The following is a 10,093-nucleotide window of genomic DNA, read 5'->3' on the forward strand; positions in this document are numbered from 1 at the left end:
GCCTACTCCCCCGCGATCGGCCTCCCCGCCGCCCGCGACGGCCGCTTCCCCGCCGCCTGGAAGCGGGACCGTATGACGTGGATCAAGCCCTCGTTCCTGTGGATGATGTACCGCTGCGGCTGGGGCGCGAAGGACGGCCAACAGACCGTGCTCGCCGTCGAGATCGACCGTACGGGCTTCGAGTGGGCGCTGCGGAACGCCTGCCTGTCGCACTACGAGCGGAACGTGCACGCCGACCACACGGAATGGCGCGAGCAGCTGCGGACCGCGCCCGCGCGCGTGCAGTGGGACCCGGAGCGGGACATCCGCCTGCAAGCGCTGCCGTACCGCTCACTCCAACTCGGGCTCGCCGGGGAGGCGACGCGGCGGTACGCGGACGAGTGGATCGTGTCGATCACCGACGTCACCGAGACCGCGCACGCCGTGCACGCGCTCGTACGGGAGGGTCAACTGGACGCGGCGGAGCGGCTGTTGCCGGTGGAGCCGGAGTACCCGACGGAGCCGGGAGCGCTCGCGCACCTCGGGGCCTGAGCCCCCACGAGTGACCGGAGCCGCTCAGACGGTCAGCACGATCTTGCCCCTGGTGCGCCCCTCCTGGCTGAGCCGCCACGCCTCCGCCGCTTTCTCCAGCGGCAGCGCGTGCTCCACATGCACGGTGAGCTTGCCCGCGTCGGCGAGCTCCGCGAGTTCGGTGAGGTCCGGGGCGTCCGGCCGGACCCATACGTAGTGCCCGCCCTTGGCCGTGACCTCGCCGTTCGCGATGGACGCGAGCCGCGCGGTACTGCCCTCCGCCGGCCCCCGCTTGAGCAGCGGCAGCGACACGTCGACCGCCTCACCGCCGACGAAGTCGAGCGCCGCGTCCACGCCCTCGGGCGCCAACTCCCGTACCCGCGCGGCCAGTCCTTCGCCGTACGTCACCGGTTCCGCGCCGAGGCCGCGCAGGAACTCGTGGTTGCGCTCGCTGGCCGTGCCGATCACCCGGGCCCCGGCCGCCACCGCGATCTGCACGGCGAGCGAGCCGACGCCGCCCGCCGCCGCGTGGATCAGCACGGTGTCACCGGCGCCGACGCCGACCCGGCGCAGCGACTGCAGGGCGGTGAGCCCGGCGAGCGGCACGCCCGCGGTCTGCTCCCAGTCGAGCGCGGCGGGTTTGCGCGCGAGCATCCGGACACTGGCCGCGACCTGCTCCGCGTACGCGCCGTTCTGCGCCCAGTCCTTGCGGATATAGCCGTACACCTCGTCGCCGACCGCGAACTCCCCCGCGTCCAGGCCGACCCGCTCCACCACTCCCGCGACGTCCCAGCCCGGGATCATCGGGAAGCCGGCCACCATGATCGGGTCGAGGCCGCCGGCGGCGAGCTTCCAGTCGACCGGGTTCACCCCGGCCGCGCGGACCCGGAGCAGCACCTCCCCCGGTGCCACCTTGGGCTCGGGCAGGTCGACGGCGTGCAGGTCGTCGGGGGTTCCGTAAGCGTCCAGTGCGATTGCCTTCATGGTCGGAGCAACTCCCTGACGGTCGGCGTGATTCCCGGTGCGGCCCGTGTTCCCCGGAGCCTCCCGGCACACGGTCCGGTGCGGCGAAATTCGGGTGCGCGGGGCGGGCCCTCCCGTACATGATCCGCTCGGCAGTCCGCACAGGCACGTCGAACAGTCACGTCGACGTGGTGGCGGACGAGCCGGGTCCGCTCTCCGCCGTATGGGACGTCGTGGCGGCCTCGGGCCTGGCCACCGGGGCGCACGGCCCGCACTCCTCGACCCTGATCGGGGTGTCGACGCTCGGCTACACGGGCCGGCTGGTGGAGATCACGGCGACGGCGGTGGTACCGGAATGACCGCCACCACCGCCGTATGTCCCCGCTCCGCGCGCCGCCTCAGTCCGGTCGTACGGCCCGCATCCGCCCGTACGCGTACACGCAGCCCGCGAGCGCCAGGTCGGACAGGAGCATGAAGCCGATCGAGTACGACTCCTTCGCGCTGTAGATCGCGCCCATCACCAGCGGCGGGACGAAGCCGCCGAGGCCGCCGACCGCGCCCACGATGCCGGTGACGGAGCCGACCTGCGGCTGTGGCGTGACCTGCGCGACCATCGCGAACACGCTGCCGCTGGCGGCGCCGAGGCCCGCGGCCATGCCGAGCAGACAGATCGTGCCCATCGGCACGAGCGCGGGGTCGAAGGCCTGGACGATCGCGAGGAGCGCCACGAGGACGAGCGCGCCCGCCGTCACGACCGCCGGGTGGACACGGTCCGAGAGCCAGCCGCCGACCGGCCGGAACACCACCGTGACCAGGGCGAATCCGGCGGCCCTCGTTCCCGCGTCGGTGGGCGAGAGGTCGTACCAGGTCTTCAGATACGTGGGCAGGTACACGCCGAACGCGACGACGCCGCCGAAGCCGATCGCGTAGAGCGCGGAGAGTTCCCAGGTCACCCGGAGCCTTCCGGCGGAGCCGAGCCGGGACTTGAGCGAGGCGGTGGGCACCGCTCGGCCGGGGCGGTCGGTGATCAGGAAGAAGGCGAGCACCGCGAACACGGCGAGCGCCCCGGCCACCACCAGGAACGGCAGGTTCTCGTGCTGCTTCGCCATCCGTGGCGTGAAGTACCCGGAGAGTGCGACGCCGCCCATGCCCATGCCGAAGACGCCGATCGCGAAGCCTCTTCTGGCGGGCGGGAACCAGGAGTTGACCAGCGGTACCCCGATCGCGAACGTCGTACCGCCGAGCCCTAGCAGAAACCCGACCCCGAGCATCGCGGCGTACGAGCTCCGGGCCGGGATCAGCAACAGCACCGGCACGATGGTGAGCGCCGTGACCAGCGGGAACATCACGCGGGCGCCGTAGCGGTCGGTGAGCGCGCCCACCGGGACCCGGCCGAGCGAACCGACGAGCACGGGCACCGCGACGAGCAGCGACTGCTGGAACGAGCTCAGCCCCAACTGGTCGTGGTAGGTGCTGCCGAGTGGCGCGATCAGGGACCAGGCCCAGAACGTCAGGGTGAAACCGACGGTGGCCGCGACCAGATTGCGGTACGCGGCACCGCCGGGCGCGCTCTCCTGCGTGGCGGCGGCAGCGGCAGCGGCGGCGGCACCCGGGGTGCCGGCGAGGGTGTCAGCGGTGTCATCCACGCGCCCAAACTAGGCTTTACGCCCCTTTTGTGCAGGTTGAGAGGCCTTAGGTGTGGTCGGAGGTGCAGTCGGGGGCGCCTGTACGGGCAGGCCCGCGACCGTCGCCGCACGGATGAGCACGGTACGGAGCATCTCGGGGGTGAGCCGTCCGGTGAACGTGTTGCGCTGGCTGACGTGGAAGCACCCGAACAGGTCGAGCGCGCCCGCCGCGCCGCTCAGCGTGGTGCGCGCCCCGTGCCCGAAGGCGGGCCGTGGCCGCGGCACCTCCCAGCCGGCCGCGGCGAACGCGGGCAGCGCCGACTGCCAGCCGAACCCGCCGAGCACGACCGCCGCGCGCAGCGTCGGCCCGAGCAGCCGCAGCTCGTCGACGAGCCAGGGGCGGCAGTTGTCGCGCTCCTGAGGGGTCGGCTTGTTGGCGGGCGGCGCGCAGTGCACGGGCGAGGTGATCCGTACGCCGCGCAGGGTGAGCCCGTCGTCGGCGGCGGTGGCGGTGGGCCGGGAGGCGAGGCCGATGTCGTACAGCGCTCGGTAGAGCACGTCGCCGGAGCGGTCGCCGGTGAACATCCGCCCGGTGCGGTTGGCGCCGTGCGCGGCGGGCGCGAGGCCGATGATCAGCAGGGCGGCGTCGGCGGGCCCGAAGCCGGGCACGGGCCGGCCCCAGTAGGTCTCGTCGGCGAACGCGGCCCGCTTGGTACGGGCCACCTCCTCGCGCCAGGCGACGAGCCGGGGACAGCGCCGACAGTCCGTGAGCCGCCGGTCGAGCCCGGCAAGCGAGGAGGGCCCCGGCGGCGGCACAAACGGCTCGGGGCTCACCACTCCACCCGGACGCCGTCGCGGAAGAACCCGCCGGTCGGGCCGCCGCCGGGCAGGGTCGCGGCCCAGACGACCCCGGCCGCGCCGTCCGCGACGGGACGCCCGCCGGGCCCGCCCATGTCGGTGGCCACCCAGCCCGGACAGACGGAGTTGACGAGGATGCCGTCGGCGCGCAGCTCGGCGGCGAGGATCCTGGTCAGGGCGTTGAGGGCGACCTTGGTGGTGGCGTACGCGGGGGTGCCTGCGCCCATGTCGGCGAGGGAGGCGGCACCGCTCGACACGTTCACCACGCGCCCGTGGCGGCTGGCCCGCAGCAGCGGCAGCAGCGTCTGCGTCAGCCGCCACGGCCCGTACAGGTTGGTCTCGGCCGCCTCCCGCACATAGTCCAGGTCGGCGGAGACGGCACGCTGCCAAGTGTCGTACGCGACGGCCGCGTTGTTCACGAGTACGTCGAGCCGTCCGAAGCGCTCCCGCACCTCGTCGGCCACCCGCACGCGGTCCGGCTCGGACGTCACGTCCAGCTCGATGCCGAGCACGCCGGGGCCGAGCTCGGCCGCCGCCTCCTGGGCCGCCTTCGCGGAGCGGGCGGTGAGCAGCACGACGTGGTCGAGACCGACGAGCTGACGGCAGACCTCGCGGCCGATGCCACGGTTGCCGCCGGTGACGAGGGCGACGGGTGCGGTGGGTGCGTACACGTCCGGCATGTCCCCACGGTACGACCCGGCGACTACAGTGCGGGCATGACTTCACAGCCCGATCCGCAGCAGGGCGGCAGCGTGCGCGTCGACGCCTGGATCTGGTCCGTACGCCTGGTCAAGACCCGCTCGGCCGCCGCCACGGCGGCCCGCGGCGGGCACGTCCGGGTCAACGGCGACCGGGTCAAGCCCGCACACCAGGTCAAGGTGGGCGACGAGGTGCGGCTGCGGCACGAGGGCCGCGACCGGGTGGTCGTCGTGAAGCAGGTCATCCGCAAGCGGGTCGGCGCCCCGGTGGCCGTGGAGTGCTACGTGGACAACAGCCCTCCGCCCCCGCCCCGCGAGGCAGCGGCCCCGGCAGGAGTACGCGACCGAGGCACGGGCCGCCCGACAAAACGAGACCGCCGAGAAATGGACCGCTTGCGGGGTCCGGGACCAGGCGCCGCCGACACTAAATCCAGCCCGTCCGGCGCTTGAGGACGAGGCCGAAGGCCGACAATCCAGCCCGTCCGGCGCTTGAGGACGAGGCCGAAGGCCGAAAGGGAAGCGGGGCCTGGGGCGGCAGCCCCAGAGAACCCGAGCCCCCGACCACAGCACCCCACAAAAGGGGAGCCCTATCCCACCCGCGCCGCCGCAACCTTAATCGCTTCGCGAATACGAAAATAAGTCCCGCACCGACACACATTCGCAATAGCGTCAATCTCCGCGTCAGTGGGATTCTTCGTCCGCTTGAGCAGAGCGACAGCCGCCATGATCTGCCCCGCCTGGCAGTACCCGCACTGCGCGACATCCTGCTCGAGCCACGCCTCCTGCACGGGATGCAGCGTGTCCCCGTCCGCGAGCCCCTCGATCGTGGTGACCTCACGGCCCGCCACCTCGGCGACCGGCACCGCGCACGGGTTGAACGCCTCGCCGTCGAGGTGACTGGTGCAGGCCTTGCAGACGTCGATGCCGCAGCCGTACTTGGGGCCGCGAATGCCGAGCAGATCGCGCAGGACCCAGAGCAGCGGAAGGTCGTCGGGGGCGTCGACGGTGACCTTCTCGCCGTTCACGGTGAAGGTTTGTGCGGGCAAGGGAAACTCCTCAACTGGGCGCCTCAGCGCGGGAACGGCTCGAAGTCGACGTCGAAGTGGAGCGGGAAGCTGCGCGGCCGGGTGCCGGTCGCGCGGGCGTAGGCGTTGCCGACAGCCGCGACCGCCGCGGGCACTCCGAGCTCACCGACGCCGCCGGGCTCGGCGTCCGCGTCGCCGCTCTCGACGATGTGGACGCGTACGTCCGTGGGCGAGTCCTTCTGCCGCGCGTAGTGGAACTGCGAGTAACTGCCTTCCAGCGGCAGGCCCTTGTCGAAGTGCAGGCCCGCGCGCAGCGCCGTCGCGATCCCGTCGGTCAGCCCGCCGAGCATCTGCGCCTCGACCCCCCGCGGGTTCACCGCACGGCCCACGTCGACGGCGATCACCGCCCGGGTGACGCGGGGCTTTTTCGGGTCGCGGGCGTCGAGCTCGACGAGGAACGCCGCACGTGACTTGTACTCCTCGTGGAAGCCGACGCCCTGCGCGTACCCGGCGGGCAGCTCGCGGCCCCAGTCGCCGGTGGCGGCGTCGAGTACCTTGCGCTGCGCGTCGTTCTTCAGCCGCTCGCGCCGGAAGGCGACGGGGTCCGCCCCGAGTTCGGCGGCCACCTCGTCGAGGAACATCTCCTCCGCGGCCCGCGCCGTACCCGAGTACACGCTGCGCCACGAGCCGGTGTGCAGCTTCAGCGGCAGCTCGGTCAGCGTCTGCGCGGTGGCGCCGAGGGCGTACGGCGAGCGCATGGAGAGCCGGAACATGGTCTGCGCCAACGTCTCGTTGCCGCCCGGGAGTTCGGTGAGTCCCGCGGTGATCGCGTCGCCGACGCCGTGCCCCACATCGGTCTCCACGGACGCCACCCGGTGCTGCAGGGAGAGCGGCTTGCCGCGGGTGTGGGTGACACGCAGCTTGTGGTGGGTGGGCGGCCGCATCCGGCCGTGCCGCATGTCGTCGACACGGGTCCACATCAGGCGTACGGGCCGGCCGGACGCCTTGGACACCTGGGCCGCCTCGACGGCCGCGTCGAAGAACAGCCGCCGCCCGAACGAGCCGCCGGCCTGCACCACATGGAAGTCGACGCGCGCCGCGGGCAGCCCCACGGCCTTGGCCACGGCGGCCCGCGCGGCGATCGGGGACTGCGCGGCCGTCCATACGGTGGCCCGGTCGGCTCGTACGTCCGCGACCGCGCTGTTGGTCTCCAGCGGGGCGTGGCTGACGGGCGCGAAGTCGTACTCGGCGTCGATGTGTTCGACGAGCAGCGGCGGCAGGAATCCGGGTGCGGCCTTGCGCAGCTTGGCCTTGATGTCCTCGTGCGACAGGTCGTCCACGGTGCCGGCGCCCCAGTCGACGCGCAGCGCCGCCTGCCCGGCGAGCGCCTGCCCGAAGGTCTTGGCGACGACGGCCACTCCGGTGGGGATCTCCACGACGTCGAGGACGCCGGACATGGCGCGTACGTCGGCGGTGTTGTGGACCTTCTCGACAGTGCCGTTGACGGTGGGGGGCCTGCGCACCACGGCCGGTTCGGCGCCGGGAATGTCGAGGTCGAGTGCGTACTCCTGGCGGCCGGTGACGATCGCCCGTGCGTCGATCCGGTTGGTGGGGCGGCCGACGACGCGCTGCTCGGCGGCGCTCTTGAGGGGCGCTTCGGGTGCCTTCTCGGTACGCGGTGCGGCGGCGCGGGCGGTCAGTCGGGCGTAGCTGAGGGTGCGGCCGTCGGGGGCGTGCACCGCGCCGCCCTTGGTGCTGAGGTCGGCGGCGTCGAGGGACCACTGGCGGGCGGCGGTCGCGACGAGCCGGGCGCGGGCCGCGGCGGCGGCCGCGCGGACCGGACGGTGCAGCGAACGGACCGAGTTGGAGCTGCCGGTGAGCTGGTTGAAAAGCAGCTCGGGCCGGGCGTCGTCGAGCCGGACCCGCACCCGGTCGAGGGGCGCGTCGAGTTCCTCGGCGATCAGCATGGCCACGGCGGTGGTGAGCCCCTGGCCGACCTCGGCGCGGGGCAGCCCGAAGCGGACGGTGCCGTCCTCGGCGATCTCCAGGGTGAGCAGGTGCGCGGTGGGCGCCCCGGCGAGGATCAGCACATCGCCCAGGTCGGGAAGCAGGTCCGGCAGCGCGGCGGGGGCGGCGGCAGGCGTGGCGGCCGGTGCCTCAGGCGTGGCCGCCGCGGCCTCGGGCGCCCAGGTGTCGGCGCCGACCCGGACAGCGACCGTGAGCGTGGGGGCGGCGACCAGGTAGGCGAGCAGCGTACGACGGTCGACTGCGGCGTTCTCGGCCACGGCGATGGGCTCCAAAGGGTCGGCAGCACCTGGCTGCGAAGCACGGCGGACATCACTGACTTCGCGTCAACAATGGCTGGACGATGCTTGGTTACCACGACCCGACCGCCTCGGCTACACCCTATCGACCACCCGACGCACCACCTTCACCACCTCCACGGTCCACTCCCGAAGCACGCCCGCCCCGCACCCGCCACGCACCAACGCCAGAGAGCGCACGTGGCGTTCCGGGTTCTCCTCAGACCACCGGGCTCGCCTCAGTCCACCGGCCGAGCCCGCACCCACACCTCGTCGTCGGTCAGATAGCGGTCCACGACGAGCCCGGCACGCGCGAGGTGCTCCTCGAACTCCGTCTTGGTCAGCACCCGCGCCCTGAACGTCTGGGTCCAGGTGGCGTCCGGCCATATGTACCGCGCGTGCACCGAGTTGACCCCGTCGCCGACCGGCGTGGACGACTCGATGCGGACCGTGTACCCCGCCGGGTCGACCCGCTCCCTGGGCAGGTTCGTGTGGTAGTCGGCGCCCTCGCGCTGGATCAACACCACGCCGTCGTCCTGGACATGGCTGCGGCAGGCCCGCAGTATCCCGTCCCGCACCTCGGGGTCGGCGGCGTGCACGAGGAACGAGGCGAGCAGCACCACGTCGAATCTCTCGCCGAGCGCCCCGCCGTCGAGCGCCTCGATGGGGCTGCGCACGGCCCGTACCACCCCGGGGAGGTCTTCGACGTGCGCCAGCATCTCCGCCGACTCGTCGACGGCGGTGACCGCGAAGCCGCGCTCGGTCAGCGGACGGGTCATCCGTCCGGCGCCGCAGCCCAGTTCAAGGAGGCTCGCCCCCGGTGGCACGGCGGCCGCGATGATGTCCGGCTCGTCACCGGCCTTCAGCCGTGCGTACAGCTCGACCGCGCAGCCGTCGGGTGTGATGGCCCCCGGCCCCGTGCCCGTATACCCCTCACGGATCACTTCGCTCATGTCCGCTCAACGAACCGATGGCGTACGGGAGTTCCCGGAATGCGGACCGGGGTCCCGCGCCTTTCGGCACGGAACCCCGGAACACGGACGCGCGCCGACTCAGCTGGCCTGCGCCTTCTCGTACAGGTTCTTCGCGTCGTCCCCGAAGTAGGGGCCGAACATGAAGCCCGGCAGGAAGTTGTAGCCGAAGCTGTTCACCGAGGCCTGGAGGCCGGTCCCGGTGGACTCGTCGAACTCCTGGAACCAGGGGCCGCCACTGGAGCCGCCGGTCATGTCGCAGGACAGGCCGTGGTCCGTGGACAGCAGGACGTCCTTGATGGCGGTCCCGCTGCAGTGGATCAGCTTCGACCCGTCGTACGGGTCGGCGGCCGGGTAGCCGAAGGCGTACATCTCCTTGCCGTAGCCGGAGTTGAAGGCCACACCCTGGGCGCCCACGACATCGGTGAGCTTCTTGCCGTCGAGGGGGTTCACGACGGCGGCGCCCACGTCGTAGTTGAGGTCCTCGCTCGCGGTCCACTGCGGCGTGGACAGGGTCTTGGCGGCCGTCCACTTGCCGTGCGGCGCCTGCCCGTCCTTGTATCCGGGCACGAACACCCAGTCCTTGTGCCAGGCGCCGTCCATCTTCACGCAGTGCCCGGCGGTGAGCACGGTGGACTTGTTGGCGCTGGTCACGGCGTTGCCTGAGCAGGAGGCCTTGCGTCCCTGGTACGTGAAGAAGACCCGGCCCGCCGTACTGGTGACCTTGCCGCCACCGGTCCACGGCCCGCCCCGCTCGGGGAGGGCGTCGGTACCGGGCAGCCCGCTCGGCGGCACCAGCTTCTCGACGCCCTCCTTGACCTTGCCCAGCTCCGCGGGGTCCACGGGCAGCAGGTCGAGGGGCTCCGCGGAACGCATCCGCTCGGCGGTCCAGAAGTCTTCCGCCGAGCTCGCGGCGGACGCGGAACCGGTCTGCAGCAGCAGTCCGGCGACAAGGGCACCGGACGCGGCAAGCGCGCCCAGGGCCTTGTGGGGTATTCGAAGGCTGCGTCTCACGCTGCGTGCTCCTTCGTCGGGAGGGGGGTATGTGCACGGGCAGCGTGCCACGGATCCCGCACCATGTCAGGAGCGCGTCAAACAATGAACTCCCCCTGATCAAAACCCAGTTGATCTCCCCACTTC

10 protein-coding genes and 1 pseudogene are annotated in these 10,093 nt (G+C 72.3%); 3 read left to right on the forward strand and 8 right to left on the reverse strand.

The genetic code is table 11. From position 1 onward, the window contains the following. Positions 1 to 531, forward strand: a 531-nt coding sequence (locus GUY60_RS27435; RefSeq protein WP_161702519.1) for a DUF4291 domain-containing protein, incomplete at its 5' end; no start/stop codon positions are given. A gap of 24 nt (positions 532 to 555) precedes the next feature. Here the strand turns inward: GUY60_RS27435 and GUY60_RS27440 are convergent. Then, positions 556 to 1,494 carry an NADP-dependent oxidoreductase gene (locus GUY60_RS27440; RefSeq protein ID WP_161702521.1) on the reverse strand — a complete coding sequence of 313 codons (939 nt, stop codon included), beginning with the start codon at positions 1,492 to 1,494 and terminating at the stop codon, positions 556 to 558. 161 nt (positions 1,495 to 1,655) lie between these two features. Here GUY60_RS27440 and GUY60_RS27445 point away from each other — a divergent pair. Further along, positions 1,656 to 1,832 (forward strand): annotated as a pseudogene (locus GUY60_RS27445) (RidA family protein); the annotation flags it as partial. A 39-nt stretch (positions 1,833 to 1,871) separates the two neighbouring features. Here GUY60_RS27445 and GUY60_RS27450 read toward each other — a convergent pair. The 3 genes from GUY60_RS27450 to GUY60_RS27460 are packed head-to-tail and all read right to left on the reverse strand — an operon-like array spanning position 1,872 to position 4,636. Next, positions 1,872 to 3,119 (reverse strand): MFS transporter, encoded by a 1,248-nt coding sequence (locus tag GUY60_RS27450; protein ID WP_161702523.1) that lies wholly within the window; start codon positions 3,117 to 3,119, stop codon positions 1,872 to 1,874. A 9-nt stretch (positions 3,120 to 3,128) separates the two neighbouring features. Next, positions 3,129 to 3,932 carry a uracil-DNA glycosylase gene (locus tag GUY60_RS27455; RefSeq protein ID WP_312866441.1) on the reverse strand — a complete coding sequence of 268 codons (804 nt, stop codon included), beginning with the start codon at positions 3,930 to 3,932 and terminating at the stop codon, positions 3,129 to 3,131. Next, positions 3,929 to 4,636 carry an SDR family NAD(P)-dependent oxidoreductase gene (locus GUY60_RS27460; RefSeq protein ID WP_161702525.1) on the reverse strand — a complete coding sequence of 236 codons (708 nt, stop codon included), beginning with the start codon at positions 4,634 to 4,636 and terminating at the stop codon, positions 3,929 to 3,931. The genes GUY60_RS27455 and GUY60_RS27460 overlap by 4 nt, the downstream gene beginning before the upstream one ends. On the opposite strand from GUY60_RS27460, the gene GUY60_RS27465 reads away from it, so the two are divergent. After that, positions 4,553 to 5,104, forward strand: coding sequence for an Hsp15 family ribosome-associated heat shock protein (locus GUY60_RS27465; RefSeq protein ID WP_376771327.1), 552 nt, complete (start codon positions 4,553 to 4,555; stop codon positions 5,102 to 5,104). The two genes, GUY60_RS27460 and GUY60_RS27465, sit on opposite strands and share 84 nt — an antisense overlap. Positions 5,105 to 5,241: 137 nt before the next feature. Here GUY60_RS27465 and GUY60_RS27470 read toward each other — a convergent pair whose 3' ends face one another. From GUY60_RS27470 to GUY60_RS27485, 4 genes are all read right to left on the reverse strand, one after another. Further along, positions 5,242 to 5,700: a (2Fe-2S)-binding protein gene (locus GUY60_RS27470; protein WP_161702529.1), complete on the reverse strand. Its 459-nt coding sequence runs from the start codon at positions 5,698 to 5,700 to the stop codon at positions 5,242 to 5,244. A gap of 23 nt (positions 5,701 to 5,723) precedes the next feature. After that, entirely contained in the window at positions 5,724 to 7,964 is a 2,241-nt protein-coding gene (locus GUY60_RS27475; RefSeq protein ID WP_312866442.1) for a xanthine dehydrogenase family protein molybdopterin-binding subunit, read from the reverse strand. Between the two features lie 257 nt (positions 7,965 to 8,221). After that, positions 8,222 to 8,935 carry a class I SAM-dependent methyltransferase gene (locus tag GUY60_RS27480; protein ID WP_187370140.1) on the reverse strand — a complete coding sequence of 238 codons (714 nt, stop codon included), beginning with the start codon at positions 8,933 to 8,935 and terminating at the stop codon, positions 8,222 to 8,224. A 99-nt stretch (positions 8,936 to 9,034) separates the two neighbouring features. Then, entirely contained in the window at positions 9,035 to 9,967 is a 933-nt protein-coding gene (locus GUY60_RS27485; protein ID WP_312866443.1) for a trypsin-like serine peptidase, read from the reverse strand. Positions 9,968 to 10,093 lie beyond the last annotated feature (126 nt).

The organism is Streptomyces boluensis (assembly GCF_009908195.1).
Taxonomy (GTDB): Bacteria; Actinomycetota; Actinomycetes; order Streptomycetales; family Streptomycetaceae; genus Streptomyces; species Streptomyces boluensis.